At 58.7% G+C, this 25,602-nt stretch carries 21 protein-coding genes; 12 read left to right on the top strand and 9 right to left on the bottom strand.

Going from position 1 to position 25,602, the window contains the following annotated elements:
• Positions 1-10: 10 nt before the first annotated feature.
• The 7 genes from HDE72_RS19330 to HDE72_RS19300 are packed head-to-tail and all read right to left on the bottom strand — an operon-like array spanning position 11 to position 8,263.
• Positions 11-1,543, bottom strand: a complete 1,533-nt coding sequence (locus tag HDE72_RS19330) for an HAL/PAL/TAL family ammonia-lyase (RefSeq protein WP_183743993.1) — start codon at positions 1,541-1,543, stop codon at positions 11-13.
• Positions 1,540-2,295: an ABC transporter permease gene (locus HDE72_RS19325; protein WP_183743990.1), complete on the bottom strand. Its 756-nt coding sequence runs from the start codon at positions 2,293-2,295 to the stop codon at positions 1,540-1,542. The genes HDE72_RS19330 and HDE72_RS19325 overlap by 4 nt, the downstream gene beginning before the upstream one ends.
• Positions 2,292-3,227 (bottom strand): ABC transporter ATP-binding protein, encoded by a 936-nt coding sequence (locus HDE72_RS19320; RefSeq protein ID WP_183743987.1) that lies wholly within the window; start codon positions 3,225-3,227, stop codon positions 2,292-2,294. Before HDE72_RS19320 ends, HDE72_RS19325 begins: the two co-directional genes overlap by 4 nt.
• Positions 3,224-4,642 (bottom strand): ABC transporter permease, encoded by a 1,419-nt coding sequence (locus HDE72_RS19315; RefSeq protein ID WP_183743984.1) that lies wholly within the window; start codon positions 4,640-4,642, stop codon positions 3,224-3,226. The genes HDE72_RS19320 and HDE72_RS19315 overlap by 4 nt, the downstream gene beginning before the upstream one ends.
• Complete coding sequence (locus tag HDE72_RS19310; protein WP_221291322.1) at positions 4,639-5,580, bottom strand: glycine betaine ABC transporter substrate-binding protein; 942 nt, start codon at positions 5,578-5,580, stop codon at positions 4,639-4,641. The genes HDE72_RS19315 and HDE72_RS19310 overlap by 4 nt, the downstream gene beginning before the upstream one ends.
• Positions 5,581-5,615: 35 nt before the next feature.
• A complete protein-coding gene (locus tag HDE72_RS19305) occupies positions 5,616-7,895 on the bottom strand; it encodes a TonB-dependent receptor (protein ID WP_183743982.1) in 2,280 nt (759 codons plus the stop codon).
• Positions 7,896-7,945: 50 nt separating this feature from the next.
• A complete protein-coding gene (locus HDE72_RS19300; protein ID WP_183743979.1) occupies positions 7,946-8,263 on the bottom strand; it encodes a hypothetical protein in 318 nt (105 codons plus the stop codon).
• A gap of 54 nt (positions 8,264-8,317) precedes the next feature.
• On the opposite strand from HDE72_RS19300, the gene HDE72_RS19295 reads away from it, so the two are divergent.
• The 8 genes from HDE72_RS19295 to HDE72_RS19260 all read left to right on the top strand — a co-directional run bounded on the left by HDE72_RS19295 (position 8,318) and on the right by HDE72_RS19260 (position 17,145).
• Positions 8,318-9,568: a PepSY-associated TM helix domain-containing protein gene (locus HDE72_RS19295; protein WP_183743977.1), complete on the top strand. Its 1,251-nt coding sequence runs from the start codon at positions 8,318-8,320 to the stop codon at positions 9,566-9,568.
• 307 nt (positions 9,569-9,875) lie between these two features.
• Positions 9,876-10,256 (top strand): hypothetical protein, encoded by a 381-nt coding sequence (locus HDE72_RS19290; RefSeq protein ID WP_183743975.1) that lies wholly within the window; start codon positions 9,876-9,878, stop codon positions 10,254-10,256.
• Between the two features lie 553 nt (positions 10,257-10,809).
• Positions 10,810-11,556, top strand: coding sequence for a hypothetical protein (locus HDE72_RS19285; protein WP_183743951.1), 747 nt, complete (start codon positions 10,810-10,812; stop codon positions 11,554-11,556).
• A gap of 64 nt (positions 11,557-11,620) precedes the next feature.
• Positions 11,621-11,875, top strand: coding sequence for a biopolymer transporter ExbD (locus HDE72_RS19280; RefSeq protein ID WP_183743948.1), 255 nt, complete (start codon positions 11,621-11,623; stop codon positions 11,873-11,875).
• A 274-nt stretch (positions 11,876-12,149) separates the two neighbouring features.
• Positions 12,150-13,271 carry a mechanosensitive ion channel family protein gene (locus HDE72_RS19275; RefSeq protein WP_183743946.1) on the top strand — a complete coding sequence of 374 codons (1,122 nt, stop codon included), beginning with the start codon at positions 12,150-12,152 and terminating at the stop codon, positions 13,269-13,271.
• Between the two features lie 77 nt (positions 13,272-13,348).
• The gene (locus HDE72_RS19270) at positions 13,349-14,644 is read left to right on the top strand and encodes a cation:proton antiporter (RefSeq protein WP_183743943.1); all 1,296 of its coding nucleotides are present in this window, start codon (positions 13,349-13,351) and stop codon (positions 14,642-14,644) included.
• A 130-nt stretch (positions 14,645-14,774) separates the two neighbouring features.
• Positions 14,775-15,974: a serine hydrolase domain-containing protein gene (locus tag HDE72_RS19265; RefSeq protein WP_183743940.1), complete on the top strand. Its 1,200-nt coding sequence runs from the start codon at positions 14,775-14,777 to the stop codon at positions 15,972-15,974.
• Positions 15,975-16,020: 46 nt separating this feature from the next.
• The gene (locus HDE72_RS19260; RefSeq protein WP_183743937.1) at positions 16,021-17,145 is read left to right on the top strand and encodes a DNA topoisomerase IB; all 1,125 of its coding nucleotides are present in this window, start codon (positions 16,021-16,023) and stop codon (positions 17,143-17,145) included.
• Here the strand turns inward: HDE72_RS19260 and HDE72_RS19255 are convergent.
• Positions 17,142-17,834 (bottom strand): MgtC/SapB family protein, encoded by a 693-nt coding sequence (locus HDE72_RS19255; protein ID WP_183743933.1) that lies wholly within the window; start codon positions 17,832-17,834, stop codon positions 17,142-17,144. The genes HDE72_RS19260 and HDE72_RS19255 overlap by 4 nt on opposite strands.
• Positions 17,835-18,118: 284 nt before the next feature.
• Here HDE72_RS19255 and HDE72_RS19250 point away from each other — a divergent pair, with 284 nt between their 5' ends.
• From HDE72_RS19250 to HDE72_RS19240, 3 genes are all read left to right on the top strand, one after another.
• A complete protein-coding gene (locus tag HDE72_RS19250) occupies positions 18,119-19,765 on the top strand; it encodes a S53 family peptidase (RefSeq protein ID WP_183743931.1) in 1,647 nt (548 codons plus the stop codon).
• Between the two features lie 272 nt (positions 19,766-20,037).
• The gene (locus HDE72_RS19245) at positions 20,038-21,354 is read left to right on the top strand and encodes an MFS transporter (RefSeq protein ID WP_183743929.1); all 1,317 of its coding nucleotides are present in this window, start codon (positions 20,038-20,040) and stop codon (positions 21,352-21,354) included.
• A 170-nt stretch (positions 21,355-21,524) separates the two neighbouring features.
• Positions 21,525-23,108, top strand: coding sequence for a PepSY-associated TM helix domain-containing protein (locus HDE72_RS19240; RefSeq protein ID WP_221291321.1), 1,584 nt, complete (start codon positions 21,525-21,527; stop codon positions 23,106-23,108).
• Here the strand turns inward: HDE72_RS19240 and HDE72_RS19235 are convergent.
• The gene (locus tag HDE72_RS19235) at positions 23,074-23,892 is read right to left on the bottom strand and encodes a ferritin-like domain-containing protein (RefSeq protein ID WP_183743926.1); all 819 of its coding nucleotides are present in this window, start codon (positions 23,890-23,892) and stop codon (positions 23,074-23,076) included. The genes HDE72_RS19240 and HDE72_RS19235 overlap by 35 nt on opposite strands.
• 360 nt (positions 23,893-24,252) lie before the next feature.
• Between HDE72_RS19235 and HDE72_RS19230 the strand changes: the two genes are divergently transcribed.
• Positions 24,253-25,482, top strand: a complete 1,230-nt coding sequence (locus HDE72_RS19230) for an RES family NAD+ phosphorylase (RefSeq protein ID WP_183743924.1) — start codon at positions 24,253-24,255, stop codon at positions 25,480-25,482.
• Positions 25,483-25,602: the final 120 nt, after the last annotated feature.

Below are 25,602 nucleotides of genomic sequence, written 5' to 3'. Positions count from 1 at the left end.
CCGTGATGCCTTACAGCCTGATATCGAGTAGCGCTTCGATGCGGTGGATGCCGTCGTCGCCCTGTATGAGTTTGGTCGCCGCCTCGATATCGGGCGCCAGCATGCGGTCTTGCGTATAGGGAGCGACGTGTTCGCGCAGCAAGGCCAGCGCAGCCCGCGTGCCCGGCGCCAGGGATGCCAAGGGATAAAACTGCAAGGCTTGTCCAGCCGCCAGCAATTCCAGCGCCAGCACCCGTTCCACATTCGCGATCACCTGCAAGGTTTTCAGCGCCGATGGGGTGGCCAGACTCAGATGGTCTTCCTGCAAGGCCGAAGTCACATAGTTGTCCACCACCATGGGCTGCGACAGCACCTTGTTTTCGGCCACCAGCGAAGCGGCCACGTATTGCACGATCATCAGGCCGGAATTGACGCCGCTGTTTTCCACCAGGAATGCCGGCAAGCCGCTGACCAGGGGATTGACCAGGCGGTCGATGCGGCGTTCGGCCACGCCGCCCAGTTCGGCCAAGGCGATCCGCAATAAATCGGCGGCAAACGCCATCGACTGGCCATGCGGATGGGCTTGCGACACGACCCGGTAATCATCGGGCGTGCCCAGCACCAGTGGATTGTCGGTGGTCGAGGCCAGTTCGATATTAACCTGGCTAGAGACATGTTCGACCTGGTCGCGCGTGGCGCCATGGATGTGCGGCACGGCGCGCAAGCTGAGCGCATCCTGCGTGCGCACTCCTTGTGCTTTAGCCAGCACTTCGCTGCCGGCCAGCAAGGCACGCAGGTTGCGGCCCACGCGCTGCGACCCCGGATGCGGCTTTAACGCCAGCACTTCTGCATCAAACGCGGCCATCTGGCCGCGCAGCGCTTCAAAACTCATGGCGGCGACAATATCGGCCCACTTCTGCAGGCGCTCGGCATGAAACAAGGCCATGCTCAGCAAGCCCGTCACGCACGGCGTGCCATTGACCAGGCTCAAGCCATCCTTGGCTCCCGGCGTCAAAACTTGCAAGCCAGCGTCAGCCAGCGCCTGTTTCGCATCGACCACCTTGCCAGCCACGCGCACTTGCGACAAGCCCGCCAGCGGCAAGCCGATATGCGCCATATGCGTCAGGTAGCCGACAGAACCGCGCGCCGGCACCAGCGGCGTCAAGTGCAAATTGAGCAAGGCCAGCAAGCCATCGACCAGTTCCGGGCTGATGCCGGACTTGCCATGGCTGTAGTTGCTGATCTGGGCGCACATGATGGCGCGCACCAGCTCGTCCGGCATGGGTTCGCCCACGCCGCAGGCATGGCTTTTCAGGGTATTCAAGGATAAAGTCGCCAGCGAGGCCGGTTCCAGCACCTGTTCGCACAAGGCGCCCAGGCCCGTATTGATGCCGTAGGCGCGCACGCCATCGGCCACGATGCGCTCGACGATGCGCCGCGCATTATGCAAACGCTCATGCACCACCGGGCTCAAGGCCAGCGGCGCGCCGAGCGCCACACGCGCCACGGCGCGCCAGTCCAGCGCGGTTTCGTCCAACAAGACCATCGGGTTTTCCATTTTCATTGTGTTGATCCTTGACGCCAGGGCGTCAGACAGCGTTCCAGCACGCGCATCGAGTAATCGCAGGCGATCGCCAGCAAGGCCACGGCCAGCGCGCCTTCCATCACTTGCGTGGCATTGTTGACGGCCAGGCCAGAGACAATCGGCGTGCCCAGGCTGACGCCGCCCGCCATCGGCGCCAGCGACGCGGTGGCCACCGACAACACCAGGCTGGTGCGCACACCGGCCAGTATCGCCGGCAAGGCCAGCGGCAATTCCACGGTCCACAGCTGGCGCCAGGCGCCCATGCCTATGCCTTGCGCTGCTCGCTTGATATCGCCATCGACTTGCTGCAAGCCCGTCAGGGCGCCCTGCACCGTCGGCATCAAGCCATAGGCAAACAGGGCAAACATGATGGCTTGCGGGCCGAAGCCGAAGATGGGCGTAGCCAGGAACAGCACGGCCACGGGCGGCAAGGTCTGGCCGATGGTGGCGCCATTGGCGATGAGCGGAAGGAAAGTCTTGCCGGCGCTGCGCGTGGCCCAGATCGCCAGCGGCAAACCCAGCAGCAGCACGCCGGCCATGGCGACCGCCACGATCAGCACATGGCTTTGCGCCGCTTCCAGCAAGCTGATGCGTTCATACAGCACCGGCTGGCCAGGCTCGCCCAAAGGCGCCAGCAAAGCCTGCCACCAGCTTTCATGGCTGTACACCAGCCACAGCAAAGGCCAGCACAGCAAACCCAGTGCTTGACGGTTGAAGAAAGATTGACTCATGCCAGCGCCGCAAAGTCAGATAAGGACACATGGCCGACCGCCGCGCCGCTGGCGTCGACCACCACCAGCGCCGCCTGGCCGCCCAGCAACTTGCTGAGCGCACTGCGGGCGCTGCTCGCCTGCCCTACCCGCTCGGCGCCAGCCAGGCTGTGCTCTGGCGTGCCTGGGCGCATGAAGTCGCCCACGCTGTGGCGGCCCAGCCGTTTCAGTTCAGCTTCCTGGCCGATGAATTGCGCTGTGAAGGCGTCGGCCGGATGGCGCAGCATGGTGTCGGGATCGGCGTATTGCACTACCGCTCCATCGCGCATCAGACAAATCTTGTCGCCCAGGCGTATCGCTTCATCGATATCGTGCGTGACAAACACGATGGTCTTGCGCACGTCGCGCTGGATGCGCAGCAACTCTTCCTGCAATTGCTCGCGGGTGATCGGATCGACCGCACTGAACGGTTCATCCATCAGCAATACTGCCGGGTCGGCCGCCAGGGCGCGGGCGATGCCCACCCTTTGCTGCTGGCCGCCCGACAATTCTTTCGGGTAGCGCTTGCCGAATTTATGCGGATCGAGTTGCACCAGCGCCAGCATCTCGTCGGCGCGGCGCAAGCGCTTGGCCTTATCCCAACCGAGCAGATGGGGCACGACGGCCACGTTTTCACGTATCGTCAGGTGCGGGAACAGGCCCGCGCTCTGGATCACATAACCGATAGAGCGGCGCAGCAGCACGGGATCGATGTCCAGCGCGTCCTTGCCATCGATCAAGATCTGGCCGCCGCTCGGTTCTATCATGCGGTTGACCACGCGCAACAAGGTCGACTTGCCGCAACCTGACGGGCCGATCAGCACCACCAGCTTGCCGTGTTCGATTTCCAGGTTGACGCGGTTGAGCGCCACCACCTGCTCGTAATGTTTGTCGATCTGATTCAAACGTATCATGCTCGCCCTCCCCGTGGCGTCAAGGCCCAGGCCAGCGAGCGTGTGATGGCGTCGGCGGCAAACGCCAGCGTGACGACGGGCAAGGAACCCAGCAAGACCAGATCGGACACCGATTGTTCCGTGCCACGCAACAGGAAAAAGCCCAGGCCGCCCGCATTGACCAGCACCGCGACGGTAGAGAGGCCAATCAGCATCAGCAAGGCGCCGCGCAGCCCCTGCACCAGGAACGGTGCGGCAAGCGGCAATTCCACCCGCCAGAAAATTTGCCGCGCACTCATGCCCATGCCGCGCGCCGCTTCCAGGATGGCGGCCGGCACGCTGGTCAAACCCGTATGCGTTTGAATCACGATGGGCCAGATGCCGTACAGCACCAGCGCCACGATGGCAGGCGCCGCACCCAGGCCACGCAAACCCAGGTCAGCCAGAGTGGCCGACAAGTGCAGGCTGGCAATGAATTCGCCGCCATTGGCCAGCAGTTGATACACGGAGATGGCGAATACGGGCAACAGGATGAGCAGGCCCAGCGCAATGGTGAGACCATAGACCGTCAGCAATAAGGGATGATTCCAGCGTTTCAGCAGCAGCCAGCCCGCGCCCGCAAATACCAGCAACGCCAGGGCAAACAACAGCGCGCCGGCCAGCGTCACATGCCGTCCATAGGCAGACAGCAAGGGCAGCATCAAGCCGAACAAGGCAATCGAGGGCACGGTTTGCAAGAAACTCGTAACACTCAGCAACACGCCTTCCGCCGCCGGCTTGCGCACGGCCAGCAAGCCTATCGCTGCGCCCGCCAAAATGGCCAGCGGCAAGGTCGCGGCCACCAGCAACAGATGGCGTATGAATTCTTGCTGAAACACATCGGACACGGCCTGGTATTCCAGCACAATGCCCAGGTGCTGATAAGGCGCGGTGACTGCCAGCGCAGCCAGCACCAGCAAGGGCGCAGCCAGCCACCAGGGTGATTCTGACTGCAGCGCAAACAGGGCGATATAGATCGCGGCCAGGCTGCTCCAGGCGCCAGCAGCGATGCTGACGCGGGCAAATTCATTGTCCAAAGTTAAGTGTTGTGCGCCCCAGGTCAGGGCGGCAAGGCTGGCGCCGGCTGCCAGGCTCAGGCTGAAAGCCAGCGCCGCCTTGCGCAGCTTGCCCGGGACCAGCAAGGCGCTGAGCGCAAACAGCAGCCAGCCCCCTGCCACCACCCCACCCAAGGTTGCGTTGAGCGCCAGCAAGGAATAATCATCGCCCAGCGGCATTACGCGGTTCTGGCGCAGCACCACGAATGACCATTGCAGGGACAACAAGCCCAGCAGCGCTGCCAGCAAGGCAATGCTGCTGGGCCGCTTCGACAAGCCCGGCCAGCTGAGGCCGGACTTGCCAATCAAAGGCAAGCGAGGCAAGCGGATGGCCGTCGTCATTTCAGGAAACCCTTCTGCTTCAGATACTGTTCCGCCACCTTGGCGCCGGACTGGCCGCCGACCACGATCTTCGCGTTCAGGCGCGACAAGGTTGCTACGTCGAGCGTGGCAAAGATGGGATCGATGATGGCGGGGATGCGCGGATATTTCTTCAGGGCCGCACTGCGTATCGTCAACAAGGGTTGCGACACATCGACGGCGCCCGCGTTATCGGCCAGTGCCACCAATCCCAGCGCGGGCAACTGCCCATCGGTGGTGTAAGCCATGGCCGCATTGGCGCCGCTGGTGCCTTGCGCCGCCGCCGTTTCCGTCTGGGCCGTATTGCCGCCCGGCAGGATGATCAATTGCGCCGGCTTCAATTTGAAGCCATAGACTTTTTCAAACGCCTTCAAGCCATCGTCGCGGTCGACGAATTCCTGGCTGACCACCACCTTGAAAATCTTGCCGGCATTGATGTAGCGCGCCAGGTCAGCCAGGGTGGCCAGGTTTTCCGCCTTGGCCAGCTTTTGCGGGATGGCCAGGCCATAGCTGACGCTGGCTGGCGCCGGTTTCAGCCAGACGATCTGGTTTTGTTCCAGGTCCGCCTTGGCGCCAGCCGCGTAACCCCTGGCGCCATCCTTGAAAATGCCTGGCTCAAACTTGACGTTCTTGATCAGGTACGGCGCATTGCCGCTGTATTCGGGATAGACATCGATCTCCCCTTCCAGCAAGGCCTTGCGCACCACTTGCGTGGCGCCCGTGCCGCACTTTTCCTTCACCTTGATGCCGTTCGCCTCCAGCGCCAGCCTGACCATCGGGCATAACAGGGAAGCTTCGGTATCGATCTTGGAACCGATGGTGATGCCGGCATCCGCAGGAACGGCCAGGGCCGTTGCGCATGACAGGGCCATGGTGATCAACGCCAGCATCGGCTTGGCCCTACTTGCAATACTTGCCATATCAGTCTCCAAAAAAGTGCGGTACGCCTGGTCAATTAAAAACGCGCTTTCACGCGCAGGCCCACGGTGCGTGGTTGCGCCAGGAACAAGGTGTTGCCCGGCTGGATGGCGATCACATTGCTGGTCACGTCATTGATCTTGGTGCCGTTCGTCAAGTTGCTGCCAAACAGGCCAAACTCGTAGGCGCCCGTCTTGTAGGTCAGGGTGGCGTTGACCATGTTCGACGACGGGATCTCTTCGTAGCTGCCTTGCGCCTTGGCAAAGTTGGTGTAGGCATTGCCACGGTAGGCGTAGCTGGCCGAGACACCGACCTCATCCTTGCCATTCACGGGAATGCTGTAGCTGAGGGTGGCGTTGGCGGCAAAGCGCGGCGCATACGGCGTGCGGCTGCCGGCCGGGATGTTTTGCGCGGCGATACCGGTCACCACGGTTTCCTTGGCGTAAGCATCGTTATACGAAGCGCTCAGGCCAAACGTGGCGTGACGGCTCAGTTTGAAGGCCGTTTCCACTTCCACGCCCTGACTGCGGATCTTGCCTGCGTTCAAGGTGTAATAATAGGTGCACGGCAACTTGTTAAACACTTGCACATCGCTCCAGTCGATGCGGTAGACGCTGACATTGAAGGTCATGCGGCGATCCAGCAAAGTGTTTTTCGAGCCGAGCTCATAGTTCCACAGGCTGTCCGGTGCAAACGTGGACGGTGCGTGGACGCCGCAAAAATTGAAGGGCACGGGCTGGTTATTGCCGCCGTAGCGGAAACCCTTGCCGGCGCTGGCATACACCATATGGTCGGGGTCGACACGGTAGGCGGCGGCAAAGCGCGGGTTGGCGCCTTGCGACGTGGCGCTACTGGCGCTGGTTTCAGGGATGCCCACCGTGGTAGGCGTGGCGCCGACCAGGTTGCCGAACAGGCCAGAGAAACGCAGGTCGAAATCCTGGGTGCCGCGGAACAGACGCAAGCCAGCCGTCAGGTCCAGCTTGTCCCACACGGTGTACGTGCCTTCGGCAAACAGGGCCACCTGACGCGACTTGGTGTTTTGCAAGCCGGAGAAGAAATTGTCCGGGGTCAAGGCCAGTTCATTGGTTTGCGAGTTATAGCCAGGGAAATTGCGCGTGGCCGCAAAACGCGCATCGAAGCCGATGGTCGGTTCGTTTTGCACCACATTGCGCTTGCCGCTTTCCAAAAAGGCGCCCGCCGTCCATTTGAAGGGACCGGCATCTTTCGAGTTGAAACGGAATTCCTGCGCAAAATCAGTGACCTTGTTACCAATTTGATAGGCTGCCGCCATCAGCGGCAGCTGGCCGCCAAAAACAAAGGCGGTGGCCGGATACTGGGCCGACTGCTGATAGAAGGTATCGCGGTGTAAATATGACGTCGATGACACCAGTTGCACACGGCCGAAGTCATAATTCACGGCCAGGTTGTACAGTTGCAGATTGTCATTGCTGCTTTGCGGCAGCAAGGCGATGGTGGTAAATGGGGCCAGATCGGCATAGGCATCGTTCAAGCCTGCCTTCACGTTCGAGGCCGTGATGCTGGCGTCCACCGTCAAATCGCGCGAGGCTTTCAGGCGCAAGGCGGCGCGGCCCTGGTTGGTGGAAACCGCGTTGGTGGTGCTACCCGTCAAGGCATTCTTGATATAACCGGAATCGTTGCCCGTGTAGCCGGTCAGGCGCAAGCCCAGCACATCATCCTTCAAGGGGATGTTCACCATGCCGCGCAGATTGTGATTGTTGCCGCCGAATCCAGAGGTGCGCGAGCCCACCGCTTCGATCGACCCGAACAGGTCGTTGGTGTCGGGCTTTTGCGTAATCTGGCGCACCGCACCAGCCATCGCACCGGCGCCAAACAAAGTGCCTTGCGGGCCTTGCAGCACTTCGATGCGTTCCAGGTCCAGTACTTTCAAGTCAGGGTTGCCCGATTTCAAGGTCACCGGCATATCATCGACATACACGGCCACCAGCGACGCATCCTGGATTTCCGACGGCACGATGCCGCGCACCACCAGGCCACGCATGGTGATGTTGTTGACGCCAGGGCCTTGCGATTGCACGCTCATGGCCGGCACGGCGCTGGCGATATCGACCAAGTTGCCCAGGCCAAACTTGGCCAGGCTTTCCGGCTGCAAGACCGTAATGGCGGCCGGCACTTTCTGCACATCGACGGCGCCCGCCGAGCGCGTGGCCGTGACGTTGACTTGTTCTATGGTGTCGGACCCCGTATCGGGCGTGCTTTGCTGCTGAGCCTGCGCAGAGGCAATCACGCCAGCCGACAACACGGCCAGCGTGCCGTATCCAATCAAATGCTTACCCATCAGTACCCCTTGTTTGGTTTTTACTATTATTTTTAAGATGTTCTTACTTGCTATTTGTGCATGCGCCAGCGTTGTGTACTGCAATCAGATCGGGTGCCAGCATAAGAAGATGACGCGCCGCCAGCGGCGCCATTGAAGCCGGGCATCCAGGGCGAGATCATCGCCAGCACCTGACATGTGGGGAACTGCACTTCGGTAAAGGACAACACCACGGGGAAAAGTATATACAAGTTGAAAATGCCTGAATACGAAGAAAAATAAGCTTGTTTATATGAAATTTGTGAATTTAAAAGCATGTTGAAGTACCTTGAAAATCCAAGCCGCTTGCCAAAAAGACTGTTGGGGCGGAAAATGCGAACGATTCCCATTACTCCAAGCTAAGGCAGCGGCAACAAGCTGTTTTTGATAAAGGTTTGTACCGCATGCGCGCTTTCTGGACTGTCATCCACCGCTGGGCCGGCTTGACCGTCGCCCTCTTCCTGATCGTGGCCGGCCTGACGGGCGCCGTCACGTCCTGGGACCATGAACTCGATGAATGGCTGAACGCCGACATCATGGACACGCCGGGCCGCGGGCCGCTGCTGTCGCCCTTCGTGCTGGCAAAAAAAGCGCAAGCGGCCGACCCGAGGGTGGAAGTCAATTACATGACTTTGGGCCTGGAACCAGGCCATGCGGCGCAATTTCTGGTGCGCCCATTGACGGATGCGGCCACCGGCAAGCCCTATCTGCTCGACTACAACACGGTGTATGTGGACCCCGTCACGGGCCAGATCACGGGCACGCGCGACTCGACCGCGATTTCCTTGTCGCGCCGCAGCCTGATGCCCTTCTTGCGCCATTTGCATTACAGCCTGCACGTACCCGCTTTCTGGGGCACCGACCGCTGGGGTTACTGGCTGATGGGCACGGTCGCCCTGGTCTGGCTGCTTGACAGCCTGGTGGCGTTTTACCTGACCACCCCGCGCCGCCTGCGCGAACGGCCAGACGCACCGCGCCACCGCGACGCCGCCAACTGGTGGCAACGCTGGAAACCGTCATGGGTAGTGCGCTGGGCGGCAGGCGGCTACAAACTCAATTTCGACCTGCACCGTGCCGGCGGCCTGTGGGTGTGGGCCATCATCATCGTGGTGGCCTTCACCTCGTTTTCACTTAACCTCTACCGCGAAGTGTTTTACCCCGTCATGTCGCTGGTCTCGACAACCACGCCAGGCCCGTATGAAACGCAAAAACCTGCTCCGTATGGCACGTATATCAAGCCCGTCATCGGCTTTGAACAGGCGGCCAATATCGCCAGGCGTGAAGCCATGCAGCGCGGCATCACCTCGCCCCTGGGCGGCATCTATTACGGCGGCAACTACTCGTTTTACAATGTCTCGTTTTTTGATCCCGCCGACGAGTTTGGTTCGGCCGGCATGGGGCTATCCAACTTGTATATTGATGGCATGGATGGCAAGATCATCGGCCAGCATAAGCCCTGGGAAGGTACGGCGGCCGATGTTTTTGTGCAGCTACAGTTTCCCCTTCACTCGGGCCGCATACTGGGGTTGCCGGGGAGGATAATGATGTCCTTCATGGGACTGATGGTGGCGATGCTGTCAATAACCGGTATCGTAATCTGGGAGAGGAAAAGGCGGTCGCGCAGGTTGCAGGCGCATAAACTCAAATCTTTATAAAAAGTGCGGGCCTTAGTCGCGGGCCTGAGAAAACGGCCAGGGCTGCGTTGCTTGGGCTCGCCGTACATGCGTACTGTCTTCGCCCTGCGCGCCTTGCCCTGACCATTTTTCAGGCTCGCTGGGCCCGGGCAGCCTTTGCTGGGGTCTTGGACTTACTCAAACTTTATTTGGTAGCCTGCCTAGGAAGGGCAACTCTATTGGTACCACAAATATCCGAAGTCAATTTTCAGCGTAAACTAACCCCATATTTGGCACTTCTTCAATTGCTGATGCTAAGCAAGTCGAGAGAAATGCAGGCATACCCAAAATGGCAGATGTCACACACGCAGAGCTGGATGCAAAATTAGCGACCTCGTCTGCACGAGTGGAGCGCAGGTTCGAACTTATTGAAACGAGCGTGGATATGCGAGTAGAAGCCATCGATACGAAGTTGACGGCAGGGCTAAGCTCCATGGAGTTGCTACTCGCCCGTAAATTTGCCGAGTTCGACGCGACACTGCAAAAATCAACAGCCGATACCGTCAAGTGGGTGGCTGGTATTGTCATGGGGCTAGGCGTGATTGGAATTTCATTGATGACATTCCTCCTCAACAATGTTCCCCCTAAAACCCCTCCTCCCCCGCCAGCTCCCGTAGTTATCTACGCCCAGCCGGCTCAGGCGCCTGCGCCTCCTGTCACCCAGCCCTGATCAAAGCCCGCCGCGCGGGCTTTGCTACATCCATCTGCAGGCTTAGAAACTGAAAAATGCAGGCCTTTAATCGCGGGCCTGAGTGGTGAGCAAAAGAATCGGCCAGGGCTGCGTTGCTTGGGCTCGCCGTGGTGCGTACTGTCTTCGCCCGGCGCGCCTGGGTTTGACAACTCGCTGACCAATTTTCAGGCTCGCGGCCCGGGGAGCCTTTGCTGAAGGTTTGGGCCTAGTCGGATTTTACCTGGCAGCTTGCATCGGAAGAGCAACTTAGATTCTGCTAGTTGTCGAGTTCGTGTCTGAAATTTGCAGAACTGCCCCTACCATCCTACCTCCCTATGGTGATCATTACAGATTCGCAATAATGACAAAGTGTGAATATTCGTCCTACAATATTAATTATATTAGCAATGTTGACTATAGTAGTTAACTTTTTATTCTAATTTTTTTGAGCATTAATGCTAAGTATGAAATTTTTTGTAAGCCGCTTTGCATTACACTTGTTTGCGGCCAAGCTTTTGGAGAGTCACCACTGGGTAACGCTGCGAAACCGATCATGGTCGGACCTAAACTTAGCGGCCAAAAAGTGAATGCCTGCATAACTGCGAATGGCCCGTCGCCTGACGTCTGTGCGACACTCGCATTGCCAGTTCAATTCGGTAAAATTTCAGCAATATTTAAAACTACCGACGTAAAGAATTCAAACGTGTCCTGGATTGCTATTGCAGAAAAAGATTTACTATTTTGCGGCTTAAATTTCGCCAATAATAATCTTTGGTGTTCAGCAATAGTTGGTCTACGCAAGGCAGCTATAGACGCCCCGACTGCGCGTAACCAACGCATTGTCCAGGTGTTGGAGGATGCAAAGCCTGCATTGGCTAGTGCTGCACGACATGTTTCACGTCAGCTTGGCATTGGACTCGCTAAATCTCAGATGAAGACTATGTCTTTCGGCAACGGCTCTGGTGACGAAGACGAGGACCAAGGCCCAGGTGAGGCCAGCGGTAGTGGTGGATGCGATGAAGGGTGTGACGATATCCCATCCGTTGAAGTTTCCGGGAATATGGAAGGCGATATCGGCCCCGAAACACCGGCAGGCCCGGGTCCAACGGTTTCACCACCTGGCGCCGGTCCAAGCGAGAGTAAGGCTCGCGCCGCCTGTACATCCTCTGCTTATGTAGCTTGGTGGCTCGAAGACGCCGTTTGCAAAAGCATCAAAAATCCAGTCACACGTTCGCAGTGCAACGACTACAATATGCGCGAATACACTATTTCGCTGGATCTTTGCAGAGAGATCCCATAGTTTAAGCAAACCCTGCCTCATTTTTTCGGCAGGGTTTCTTATTTTTAAATTTAAAGGTGGTTTCATGTTCACAATTAAAGCAATTATAAAAGATGATGTAAATGTTCAGATAGATGGAAAAAATTTCACCAATCGCCACGAGATAGTAAATAAATTAAGTAATTTACTCAACACTTATCCTGGCGCAGCTCTGCATATTGAAGCAGATAGCAATACATACTTCAGGGCAATAGGCAATATAATTTATGCCTCGCAACAAGTTGGAGTTCCGAAAGAAAATATATCGATTACTACGCCAGAAGGCAATATTTTTAAATAATTACAGCACAAATAAAGGTCCAGGCAAAGTTCTGCCATTCCAACACAAGCTCATCCATCAAAAGTCCAAGCAGAGCAAAAGCGCGCCCCAGCCCAAGCCCCCAGCAAAGGCTGCCCGGGCCCGCGACTCAGGCCCGCATTTCAATTAAAAACACGCTCCAATCTTCATTATCCGTTTAGTAACGTACCTTACTCCCCCGCCCTCTCCCCGTAAAATAGCCAGTTAAGCATCACCCACCGACATCCATCCCACCATTAAGAAGGAGTTTTCGCCTATGGATCTCACTACCTTTCACTCACTGATGGGCGGCCCGCTGCGCTCTGCGCTGACCGTGCTGGTTTCCGCCTTATTAGTCACTGTGGTCGCCATCGGCGTGCACCGGGTCGGCCTCAGTTTGCTGACAAGACTGGCCAATGGCCGCCCATTCACTACCACTGTCACGCGCGTGGCGTTTCGTTCCAGCCAGCTGTGCGTGATCATTTTCGGTCTGCGCATGGTGTTGGCCGGCGCGCCGGACGATACGCCAGGCCTGGTTGCCATGTCGCACCTGGCCAATGTGGCGCTGATCGTCGGCCTGACCTGGCTGGCCATGCAGTGCATACAGTCACTGAGCATCACCATTTCTGAAATCAATCCGGTCGACGCGGTCGATAATATCCGGGCGCGCCGGCTGATCACGCAGGCCCGCGTGCTCACGCGCAGCGCGCATGCCGTGGTGGTCATGCTGGGGATTTCCTTTGTGCTGCTGACTTTGCCCGGTGCGCGCCAGATCGGCGCCAGCCTGCTGGCTTCGGCCGGTGTGGCGGGCCTGGTGGCCGGTATTGCGGCGCGTCCGGTGCTGGGCAACTTCATTGCCGGACTGCAAATTGCGTTTTCTCAACCGATCCGGATCGATGACGTGCTGATCGTCAATGGCGAGTGGGGCAAGGTCGAGGAAATCAAGGGCACTTATGTGGTGGTGCGCGTGTGGGACGAGCGCCGCCTGATCGTGCCGCTGCAATGGTTTATAGAAAATCCGTTCGAGAACTGGACCCACAGTTCCTCGATGCTGCACGGCACCGTGTTTCTGTGGCTGGACTTCAGCATCCCGCTCGAGCCGCTGCGCGCCGAACTCAAGCGCATCTGCGAAGCGGCGCCCCAGTGGGATGGGCGCGCCTGCACGGTGGTCGCGTTCGACGCTAATGAACGGGCGATGCGCGTGCGCTTCCTGGTCAGCGCAGAGAATTCGGACGAGGTGTTTGCCCTGCGCTACCTGGTGCGCGAACAGATGCTGGCGTTTATTACGGCCAATTATCCGCACGGCTTGCCGCGCGTGCGCGCCACGCATGATCCGATCAGCGTACAAGCTATGCAGGCAGAGAACGATAGCGCGCCGTCCATGCTGCACAAGGCTTGAAAACCTGTGGCGCGCTGCCGATCGCGGCGCACCGCTAGAATGAACCGCCTGTACTTCCCCGAGAAAGGCCGGCGTCCATGAGCATCACTGCCTGGTTCATCCTGATCGGCTGCCTGATGCTGGCGCGTGGCCTGGCCGCCACCAGCATTGCCCGCCTGCCATTTACTTCGGCGATGGCCTATCTGTGCGTGGGCCTGCTGCTGGGGCCCATGTTCCTGGGCCTGTTTTCCATCGATCTGATCCAACAGGCGCCGCTGCTGGAAACCTTGACGGAAGTGGCCGTCCTCATTTCCCTGTTCTCGGCCGGCGTGAAAATGCCGGTGCCGTTCAGCCTGGCACGCTGGCTGCCTTCGCTGCGCCTGGCCTGGCTGTCGATGGCCCTGTCCGTGGCGCTGGTAGCGGCTTTTTGCACCTTGGTACTGGGCATGCCGCTGGGCGCGGGCGTGCTGCTGGGGGCGATTCTGGCGCCTACCGACCCGGTGCTGGCCACCGATGTGCAGGTGCGGCGCGCCGGCGACAGCGACCATCTGCGCTTTACCCTCACCTGCGAAGCGGGCATGAACGATGGCACGGGTTTTCCTTTCGTGATGCTGGGACTGGGCCTGCTGGGCTTGCACGACCTGGGGAACAATGGCATCCGCTGGGTCTGGCACGACTTGCTGTGGGCCAGCGCGGCCGCCATCGGCCTGGGCATTGCCGGCGGCGCGCTGCTGGCCTGGCTGGGCTGGCAATTGCGCGGCAAGGACCCAAAACATGAGGTGCTGGACGACTTGGCGGGCCTGGGCCTGATCGCGCTGGTATATGGCCTGGCGGACTGGATGCAGGCCTGGGGCTTTCTGGCGGTGTTCTTTGCCGGCGTGGCCTTGCGCCAGACGGAACTGGTACTGGCCGGTGCCCCCAAGGACCGGCAAGGCTTGCTGCAGGCAGAGGAAGTGCATGCCAGTTCCGCCACCAAGCCCGCAGAGCCGGAAGCGCCTTTGACGGTCAGCGGCGAAGCGCTGGTCTTCAAGGAACATCTTGAGCGGCTGTCCGAACTGACCCTGGTGCTGCTGCTGGGCGGCGCCATCAGCGCGGCCGCCTGGAACTGGCGTTCCTGGGCCACGGGCTTGTTCCTGCTGCTGGTGGCGCGCCCCTGCAGCGTCATGCTCGGTTTGCTGGCGTCCGGCACCAGCCTGCGCCTGCGCGGCCTGGCCGCCTGGTTCGGCGTGCGCGGCATCGGCTCCGTGTACTACCTGTGCTACGCCATCCACCATGGCCTGCCGCCCGCGCTGGCGGGTGAACTGAGCAACATCACCATCGTCGTGGTGATGCTGTCGATCATCATGCATGGACTCAGCGTCAAGCCACTGCTGGACCGCTACTGGAGCAAGTAAATACGGCCTGACATTACGCATCTGCAACGTTCGCTCAAATTCGCGCCGTACTTGGGTAAAATGTTGCTAATATAGTCAATTATCGCCCTCGTGCAGGGCGGCTAACGCTATCCGGGAAAACAGGAAGTATATGAAACGTAGAAGCGTGCTGGGACTGGGCGTCTCGCTGGCCCTGCTGCAGGCCGGCTGCGCCAGCAATATCCAAAGCAGCGCCAATCTCGCTTGGGAAAAAGAATTCGACGCCTTCATGCTTGACGGCCTGGCGAAGACGGAAACGCCGGGCATGAGCGTGGCCGTGGTGCGCGGCGACAAGACCGTCTTTGCGCGCGGTTATGGCTGGGCCGATGTACAGGCGGACAAGAAGGTCGATGCGGACACGGTCTTTCATATCGCGTCGGCCAGCAAGCTCGTCACTGCCACGGCCATCATGATGCTGCTGGAACAAGGCGGATTCCAGCTCGACGACAAGGTCGCGGCCTATCTGGATTTTCCCCTGATGCATCCGAAGTTTCCTGACATACCGATTACCTTCCGCCATCTGCTGACGCATACTTCGGGCATTTCCGATACCGTGTATGAAAAAACCGGGGCGTTTGCCGTGCACGGCGATCCCCGCCTGCCGCTGCGCGACTTCCTGACCGGCTATCTGTCGCGCGGCGGCGCCTGGTATGACGCAGAGCTGTCGTTCGCCGCCCGGCCCGGCACGCAGTGGCGCTACAGCAATGTCGGCATCGCCTTGCTCGGTTATCTGGTGGGCCGTATCAAGCCCGATGGCCTGGACGCTTATACCCACTCCAAACTGTTCGAACCGCTGGAGATGGACAATACGGCCTGGAACCTGGCCAGCCTGCCGCGCAGCGCCACGCTTGCTCAGCCTTATGCCGACAAGGACCCGGGCCTGCAATTGCTGCAGCCCGTCGGTTATCCGGACTGGCCCGCCGGGCTGTTGCGCACCTCGGCGCATGACTTTGCGCGCTTCCTGACCATTTTCAGCAATGGCGGCAAGGTCGATGGCGAGCGCTATCTGCAGGAAAGCACCGTGCACACCTTTTTGGCGCCACAAGCGATGCCCATGTCCGCCGCCATGCTGGCCACCGACCCATCGCTGCGCCAGGCGCTGGTGTGGCAGTTGCGCGACCTTGATGGCACGGCCCTGGCTAGCTACAGCGGCAACGCCCCTGGCGCCGCCTCTATCGTTTGCCTCGACCAGGCCAGCAAGACTGCCGTACTGGCCTTCGCCAACATCAGCGCTGACCGCGAGTTTCGCAGCTACCAGAAAGAGGTGGTGAAACGGCTACTGACTTACGGAAACATTCCAGCCAGGACGTGAACCGGACTGGCCGCTATCTGGATCAGCATGCAACAGGGAGACAGTGATGGTAGTAGCAAATGCGCCTGCAAGAGCGCCAAAGGAAGCACCAGCATCACCAGCATCACCAACTTCAGCATCGCCCTCGGCGCCGGCCAGCGCCCGCAGCGCCGGCTTGCGCTATGTGGACGACCATCAGCCCGGCATCCAGCGCAAGGGTACGCCGGGCAAGTTTCATTATCTCGGCACCGATGGCGAGCGCGTGCGCGATGACAATATGCTGGCGCGCGTCGAGTCACTGGCGATACCGCCGGCCTGGACCGATGTATGGATATGCGCGCGCGCCAACGGGCATTTGCAGGCGACCGGCCACGATGCGCGGGGACGCAAGCAATACCTGTATCACACGCGCTGGCGCAAGCTGCGCGATGCCGCAAAGTATGAACATATGCTCAGCTTTGGCCATGCCCTGCCCGCCATCCGCCGCGCCGTCGATGCCGGCATGAAATTGCCGGGCCTGCCCCGCGAAAAACTGCTGGCCACCATCGTGCACTTGCTGGAATTGACGATGATGCGCATCGGTAATGAAGAATATGCGCGCAGCAACAAGTCCTTTGGCCTGACCACCTTGCGCACGCGCCACGTCAAGGTGGAAGGCAATACTGTGCAATTTCACTTTCGCGGCAAGAGCGGCGTGCATCACGATATCGAACTGAGCGACCGGCGCGTGGCGCGCATCATCGCCCGCAGCAACGAACTGCCGGGACAGGAACTGTTCCAGTATCTTGATGAAGACGGCCAGCGCCACGCCATCGATTCAGGCGACGTCAACGACTATCTGCGTGACATCACGGGCGAAGACTACACGGCCAAGGACTTCCGTACCTGGTCGGGCACCGTGCTGGCCGCGCTGGCCCTTGATGAATTCGAGAAAGTCGATTCCGAAGCGCAAGCCAAGAAAAACATCGTGCAAGCGATCGTATCGGTGGCCAAGAAACTGGGCAATACGCCCTCGATCTGCCGCAAATGCTATGTGCACCCGGCCGTGCTGGACGCTTATCTCGACGGTACCTTGCTGAAAGGCTTGCGCGCGCGGGCGAAACAGCAGCTGGAAGAAGACTTGCATGCGCTGTCGCCGGAAGAAGCGGCCGTGCTGGCCTTATTGCAACGGCGGCTACAAAACACTGGCTAATGGCTGTGCTCGGCAGCATCCGGGTCTTTCACCTGCAGCACACCTTCCACGCCCTCCAGTCGTTTCTGCAAGGCCAGCAATTGCACCGGCGTCACCCGCGAAAAGGTGATCACGATATCGTCGAGCTGCGGGGCGCTGTCTTTTTGACGGATCACGAATTGCTGCACCCGCGTGGTGCCGGCGCCCAGCGCTTCATGCAGCTTATCGAGTGACAGCGCGTCGCGCTCGGCGGTGATCAGCAGGTCGCGCTTTTGCCGGCTGCCCATGAAATGCTGCTCCAGTGGCTTGATGCCCGCCAAAATGATCAGGATGATGATGGTGGCCGCCACCGCCGGCGTGTACAGGCCACCGCCCACGGCCAGGCCGATGCCGGCCACCGACCAGACGCTGGCGGCCGTCGTCAGGCCGCGCACGATCTCGCCGCGCGCCAGGATCGCCCCGGCGCCCAGAAAACCAATGCCCGACACCACCTGCGCCGCCATCCGCGACGGGTCCAGCGTCACGCCATTACCCAGCACGCCGCTGAAACCATAGGCTGAAACGATCATGATCAGGGTCGATCCCACGCACACCAGCATATGCGTGCGCAGGCCCGCCACCCAGGCCAGCCGTTCGCGCTCATAGCCGATCACGCTGCCCAGCAAGGCGGAAAACACCAGCCGTCCTACCAATTCCCATTCTGTTGCCATTGTTGCTCCCTGATCTATGCCCACAAGCAAGCGGGCCACGATGGAATTTACCACGCCTGCCACTCGCTTTCCGTACCCAGCACTTGTTTGCGCTGGCTCAATCGTGCGCCCGCAGCGCGCTCCTATGCTGGTTGGTTCAAAAAAGAGGAATGGCCGGCGCCGCGCGGTAGCCGGCCTGATGCATGTATCCCGTCATATGCACCGCTATGCACCATGAGTGTCACGCCCAGCCGCGCTTGCATCTTGTTTTCAACTTTACTGTCACCTTCACCAAGGAGTCTGCAATGAACCAACAATCGCATCAAAACAACAGTCAACGCATCGTCTTTCACGATAGCATCCTCCCGCTCCCCGAACTGCCGGGACTGGCGCCCAACGGCTTGAAACTCAACCACGCAGGCCCAGGCAAGGATGACGCCCCCATGCTGCTCAGCTTTTCGTTTGCCTTGTCGGACGACAAACAGGCGGCGCTGGTCAAGGCTGTGGCCGAAGGACAGCGTATCCCGTATGCCGACCAGCTGAAGGATTTTGCCACCGACCGCGCCCAATGCCAGAAACTGACGCAATGGCTGGAGCAGCAAGGCTATACCATCGATCACGTGGCCAGCGACAACAGCACCGTGTTTGCCAAGGCCAGCGCGTCCGTGATCGAGCAAAGCCTGGGCGTCACCATGGTGCATGTCACCAAGAACGGCGTGACTTATCTTGCCGCACGCAATGCCCCCAGCCTGCCTGCGGATATCGGTGGACAGGTACAGGCGATCGGCGGCTTGCAGCCCTTTCGTCATGCCCGCAAGCACTCCCGGCGCATGCCCGCCATGAACCGCACCGATGCAGGCTACAAGGTCAATGTCAATGGCGTGCCTGCGCAGACCAGCAATATCGACTTCGCGCCGCCCTACCTGCCACATGAAATCCGGCAAGCCTACAACGCAGACGATGCTGCACTGACGGGCAAGGGACAGACCATCGCCATCCTGATCGATGCCGAACCGGATGACGCCGACCTGAACGCCTTCTGGCAGCGCAACAACATCACCGCGCCCAGCTCGCGGGTGTCCATCATCAACGTCAACAATACCGATCTGCCGCCGCCCGAAGGCGAGGAAACCCTGGATGTGGAATGGGCTGGCGGTATCGCCCAGGAAGCGGCGATCCGCGTCTATGCCACCGGTTCGCTGCAATTCACGGCGCTGGACCGGGGCCTGGACCGCATCCTGAACGACCTGGCCGACCAACCGGGCCTGCGCCAGTTGTCGATCAGCCTGGGGCTGGGCGAAAGCTATATGCAGCCAGCCGAATTGCGCACGCAAAACCTGAAATACCTGCGCCTGGCCGCCGCCGGCGTCAACGTTTTTGTCTCCAGCGGCGATGCAGGATCGAATCCGGACAATACAGGCCACGCCTCGAACGGCCCGCTGCAATCCGAATATCCCGCTTCCGACACCTATGTCATCGGCGTGGGCGGCACCACGCTCAAGCTGGCCGACAGCGGCACGGTCAACGATGAAACGGGCTGGCCCGACAGTGGTGGCGGCAAGAGCGCGTATTTCGGCGCGCCCTCGTGGCAAAGCGACCTGGGCGGCAAAGCCCGGCATCACCGCCTGGTGCCTGACGTGGCTCTGGCGGCCGACCCGAATACGGGCGCGCTGGTGATCCTGGGGGGGCGCGACATGCAATTTGGCGGTACCAGCTGGAGCGCCCCCGTCTGGGCGGCCTTCTGCGCCGGCATCAATGGCGCCCGGCTGGCGGCTGGCAAACAGGCGCTGACCTTCTTGCCGCCTTTGATGTACCCACTGCAAAAAACAGCATGCTTCCGCGATATCACGATCGGCAATAACGGCGCCTTCGACGCCGTCAAGGGCTACGATATGGTGACGGGTCTGGGCGTGCCCGACGTGAGCGAGCTGCTTCGCACACTGTCTCCGTAAGACGCTATCTGCTGTATTTTCAGCCTGCTTCTTAGCATACTATGTTTCATTGAAATCCTTACTTCTTGTAACAAACGGGACATACGGCAATTAAAAAAACTGTTCACACTAGTATTGCGCTGCGTAAATAATGCGTATGCTGATGGCTATCTGATGAGCTTGTACAGCGCTCCCGGTCCAACCATGGCCGGGAGCAATAGTCATGTCCGTGCTACCGACTATAAACAAGGCAGATTCTTCCCTATACCCAGAAAAAAGCGAGACAAGGACATATGCATAGCCAGGACAAAGCAACAGGCTTCCCTAAAACGGCCACGCCGGCCACCACCACCGCGCGGCCACTCACGCGCCAGGACTACAAGACACTGTCGCTGGCCGCCTTGGGCGGCGCACTGGAATTTTACGATTTCATCATCTTTGTCTTCTTTACCAACGTCATCGGCCAGCTCTTCTTTCCGCCCTCCACGCCGGACTGGCTGCGCCTGCTGCAAACCTTCGGCATTTTTGCCGCCGGCTACATCGTGCGTCCGCTGGGCGGCATCGTCATGGCCCACTTTGGCGACTTGCTGGGCCGCAAGCGCATGTTCACCATTTCCATCCTGCTGATGGCGGTACCCACTTTGCTGATGGGCATGCTGCCGACCTACGCCACCATCGGCATCGCCGCGCCCATCCTGCTGCTGTTGCTGCGCGTGCTGCAAGGCGCGGCGGTGGGCGGCGAAGTACCGGGCGCCTGGGTGTTTGTTGCCGAGCACGTGCCGGCACGGCGCATTGGTTACGCCTGCGGCACCCTGACGGCGGGCTTGACGGTAGGCATCATGCTCGGTTCGCTGGTCGCCACCGGCATCAACACGGCCTACACCCCAACCGAGGTGGCCGACTGGGCCTGGCGCTTGCCTTTCCTGCTGGGCGGCATCTTTGGCCTGGGCGCCATGTATCTGCGCCGCTGGCTGCATGAAACACCGATCTTTGTCGAACTGCAGCAACGCAAGGCCCTGGCCGCTGAAATGCCGCTCAAGACCGTGCTGCGTGAACATAAACACGCCGTCATCGTTTCCATACTGCTGACCTGGCTGCTGTCGGCCGCCATCGTGGTGGTGATCCTGATGACGCCGGCGCTGCTGCAAAAACTCTATCATTTCGATGCGCGCACGGCGCTGGAAGCCAACGTGGCAGCCACCATCGCGCTGGCCTTGGGTTGCATTGTGGCCGGCACCCTGGCTGACCGTTATGGCACGCGGCGTTTGATGTTCATCGGCAGTTTGCTGCTGGCCATCTGCACCTATTTCTTTTACACCACGCTGTCCACGCGTCCTGACTTGCTGCTGCCCCTGTATGCGCTGATGGGCCTGGCCGTGGGCGTGGTGGGCGCCGTGCCCTGTGCACTGGTGCAAGCCTTCCCCGCGCAAGTACGCTTTTCCGGCCTGTCGTTTTCCTACAATCTGTCGTATGCCGTGTTCGGCGGCCTGACGCCACTCACCGTCACCTTGCTGCTCAAGCAAAGTCCGCTGGCGCCCGCCTGGTATGTGATCGCCATCGCCGTGCTGGGCATGCTCACTGCCTTGTTTATCAAGAAAAGTCCGCAATAATCTGACTGGCGGGGTGGGGTTCGCGCCCCGCCCTGCGTCTCCATGGGAGTGTGTTCTATTCACTCTTTTGGAGATTCCCGCATGTCCCTCGTTTCAAGCGCCCGTCTTTCCTCTTCCCCCTCACCGACACCGCACGGAGCGTGCGCGTGAAGGACAGTTTCCGTAAAAGCATGTCCTGGCTACACACCTGGTGCGGCCTGTTCTGCGGCTGGGTGCTGTGCGCCATCTTCCTGACCGGCACGCTCAGCGTCTTCCGTGAACCGGTCACGCGCTGGATGCAGGCCAAACCGCTGTTGCCTGTGGTTGTGAACAGCAATGCCATGGAACAAGCCAGCGCCTACCTGGCCACAACAGCGCCGCATGCCTCATCCTGGCAAGTTGACTTGCCAGGCCGCCCAGGTGATGCGATGCAGCTGGCCTGGAAGGCAGACGATGGCTCCAGGCACAATGTGATCATGGATCCCGGCACCGGTAACGTGCTGGACCAGCCCTGGGGACGAGCAACCCAGGGCGGCCGGCATTTCATGGCTTTTCACTACATGCTGCATGGCGGCTTGCCCGGCTATTGGCTGGTCGGGTTCTTGTCCATGGGCATGCTGGTGGCGCTGGTCTCGGGCGTGGTGGTGCATAAACGCATCTTCAAGGACTTTTTCACCTTCCGCCCCGGCAAGGGCCAGCGCTCCTGGCTCGATGCGCACAACGCCACCGCCGTGCTGTCGCTGCCGTTTTTGTTCATGATCGTCTACACGGGTTTGTCGGTGTTCTATGTCAGCTACATGCCCTGGCCGATGGAAGCAACCTATGGCGGCAAGGATGCCTACGAACAATATCAAACGGAACTGGCGCTGAGACCGCCGCCGCTGGCGCCAGCACTTCCCAGCGGACTAGCGGCCGCCCTGCCCGACCTGGCCGCCCTGCAGGTGCGCGCCACCAGCCTGATGGAGCGCCCGGCGCAAAGCATGACTTTGGACTTGCCCGGCGATGCGCACCAGCGCGTGCGCTTCGACGCGCGCAGCACGCAGGGCGATGCATCAAGCGACTTGCTGAACCATCCGCGCAAGGTGGTTTTCGATGGCGCCACCGGCGCGGTGCTGCAGCTGGAGGGCACGCAGCATGATGCAGCTTACGCCGGCAAGTTCAGCCACGAAGCAATGGAGCAGTTGCACTTGGCCCATTTCGGCGGCTGGGCAGTGAAATGGCTGTACTTCGTGGGTGGCTTGATGGGTACCGCCATGATGGCCACGGGCACTATCTTGTTTTGCGTCAAGCGCCGCAAGAAAAGCGAGATGGAATTCGGCGCCGCCACGGCCAACGTCTACCGCGTGGTCGAAGCGTGCAACGTGGCCGCCCTGGCCGGCACGGCACTGGCTTGCATCGTGTATTTCTACGCCAACCGATTATTGCCCGAAGCGTGGGATGGACGCGCACTGTGGGAAGTGCGCGCCTTTTTGCTGACCTGGCTGGCCAGCCTGCTGCATGCCGTGATCCGCACCTTCACGAACAGTCCGCGACTGGCCTGGCTCGATCAATTATGGACTACCGCCCTGCTCTGCCTGGCCTTGCCGCTGCTGAACTGGGCCACCACCGGCCAGCATCTGGGCCGGTACCTGGTCAACGGCGATGGCCAGAGCGCTGCCGTGGAATTAACCGCGATGGCGTTTAGTCTCGCCTTTGCCTGCATGGCCAGGCAGGTAGCCAACACCGTGCAAGCCGTGCCCGTCAGGAAGGCAAGTCGCCCAGTTCCAGCTCGCTGAACCCCGCCCTGCGCCGCGCCTCCAGGTTGAACGGGCCGCGCAGGGTAGGCGCTTCATAGCGGACCGCCAGCTCCGCATAGGTGGCGCGCAACTCCAGGCCACGCTGCTCGCACAGATAACCATACCAGCGGTTGCCGATTTCCACATGGCCCACTTCATCGCGCAGGATGATGTCGAGGATGGCAGCGGCCGCCATGTCGCCCGCCTGCGCCAGCTTGGCGCGCAGCGGCGGAATCGCATCCAGCCCCCGCGCTTCCAGGGTGCGCGGCACCAGCGCCATGCGCGCCAGCACATCGCCGCGCGTCTTGTCGACCATTTCCCACAGGCTGTCATGCGCCGGATAATCGCCATAGCCATGGCCCAGCACCTGCAAGTGGGCCACCAGCATCGCAAAATGCGTCGCCTCTTCCTTCGCCACCCGCAGCCAGTCCGTATAGTACTCAGCCGGCAAACCGGGAAACCGCCACAGCGCATCGAGCGCCAGGTTCATGGCATTGAACTCGATATGCGCCAGCGCATGCACCAGCATCGCCCGCCCCTCCTGCGTCACCATGGACCGCCGCCCCACCAGCCGTGGCGGCACCAGCTCCGGCCGCTCAGGACGGCCAGGCACCGGTCCTTGCGGCGCTAGCGGCGCCGTTGGATCAAGGCTAAGTTTGGCCTGCGCCATCGCCGACACCATCGCTATCTTGGTCGCCGGATCCGCCTCCACCAGACAAGCCAGCGCATAGGCGCGCAATTCCTGCGGGGTGACAGAGGTCGATAGGGATGGCGGGTGGTGCATGGGAGTCCTTGGGGCGCGATTTTTAGTGAGGGGCGCAGTGTAGCAAATTCGGGGCCACATCAGTCAGCAGGATACACATTCTCAAACTCTTTTAAGCGCCTCCCAAACAATCCCCTCTTCATATCCGCTTTTAAAGACAATCAGCATTATCTATCTGAGTAATTTAGCACAGACTGGCAGTATTTTCCCTTGCTATTAACAATAACGCAACAAGCAGAATACTCAACAGCATTCGTCTTATTTTTCACTATTCTTTAATTTCTTAAAAAATACTATCCATTGAAAATTTCACACAGAAAATGCCCTTGACTCATTACAAATTTATGCGTTACCCTTCAAAAAACTACTTCAGAAAAAACAATGTTAAAAAGCAATCTTTTACAAAACACACTTTTAGAATTGGAAGAAAAAGAAGAGTTTATCTGTGGCGAATGTATAGCCGAGCCATTTTTGAATGCAAATAAAATAGAATCATTATATTCCTCTCGCTTGTGTATTGGATGTAAAAAAAGTGTGGATCAAGCATTTTCCACCTCTAATATTGCGAAGTATTGCAGAGCAAATCTCGAAAAGTATTTCGAGATCGATGTAGGAATTTATCAAGGATACGAACTTACTTTGAAAGACGTCTTATACAAGGCTCTCTTTTGTAAAAATCATACTGCCTTAACATCGATTATTAAATTGTTAGAAATCACATCTGACAATGAGGATCAGGAAGATCAAAATCACTTTTACTCCATTGGCCAGGAATATCAACGAAAAAGTTCTCTTTTTGAAGATGAAGAACACGAGCAATGCTATGTTTTGAGAGAGTGGAATAATGTCGCTAATCAGCTTAACCATGACCGTAGATTCTTCAATAAAAAAGCTTTCAATCTTTTTGATAATATTATCTACGAAGCTCTAGCGGCTGAAGATTTAGATGTCCCGAAACTGCGACCTGTGATAAAAACGGTGCCATCTGGTTTCGATTTTTTCCGTTCACGAATCGCAAAAAACTATAAAGAGCGAATGTCATTTTGTGAAAATCAAGAGAGTAATTTGGGTGCACCACCTAGAGAGATTGCTGCCAACAATAGAATGAGCGCAGCCGGAATACCACACTTATATCTTTCAGCCGACGCTAAAACATGCATTGCTGAGGTTCGGCCCTCAATTGGTGATGAAGTCGTGATTGGAAAATTTAGGTCTACGAAGGAATTAAAAATATTTGACCTAACTGCTCTTTCCGGAAGATTAAAGCACAGTCCATTAAGTTTTTTCGATTCATCATACGAAAAACGTTATATTCTACGTCTATTATTATCGCATTTACATATTGAAATAGGTCGACCAGCAAAATTACACGACACTGACTATTTGATGACGCAAGCCCTTGCGGAATATATACGTTTTGACTGCAATGAGAAGTTTGACGGTATCGCTTTTAAATCAGTACAAAATTCAGACGGAGTAAACTACATGTTATTTGACTGCAGCACTCAAGAAGAGAGAAATCACATTGACTGGAAGGCAAAATTTGATGTTGAAATAGTAAAATCCGATGTGGGAATTATCAGCATTAATACAATATCATACGGATATTAAATAAACCAATCCCAACTTAAGAGAAACAATCTCAACGAAATTCAATTAAGCTAGTTTACCCGAAAAAATAGTTTTAATTATCTTCTCTTTATTTTCAAAATTCATACTTTTCGGCGTGTC

Source organism: Janthinobacterium saanense, assembly GCF_014200675.1.
GTDB lineage: Bacteria > Pseudomonadota > Gammaproteobacteria > Burkholderiales > Burkholderiaceae_D > Janthinobacterium.
Note: the sequence above shows the minus strand (reverse complement) of the source record. Positions and strands in the feature narration are given on the sequence as shown.